1 pseudogene is annotated in these 235 nt (G+C 45.5%); it reads right to left on the reverse strand.

Annotated elements, in window-relative coordinates:
• Positions 1 to 235 (reverse strand): annotated as a pseudogene (locus MZO40_RS17245) (IS30 family transposase); the annotation flags it as partial.

The following is a 235-nucleotide window of genomic DNA, read 5'->3' on the forward strand; positions in this document are numbered from 1 at the left end:
TTACCATGATCAACAGTAATGGATTTTACTTGGGGACCGAAGGCCCCCATAAACTTGCCAAAGGCGGTGTTTAGAGCCTTAGCCGTTCTATTAGGGGCTTTGATGGCCCATAGAAGTTGGGTCTTACGTTCTACGAATGTAACCAGACATGATCGTGACTCACTTCGACTAGAAAGCACCGTATCTACTTCCCAATGACCAAAAGCTAACCGTTGATTAACAGTTGTTGGCCGTT

The sequence above is a fragment of the Lactiplantibacillus sp. B652 genome (genome assembly GCF_023806745.1).
GTDB lineage: Bacteria > Bacillota > Bacilli > Lactobacillales > Lactobacillaceae > Lactiplantibacillus > Lactiplantibacillus pentosus.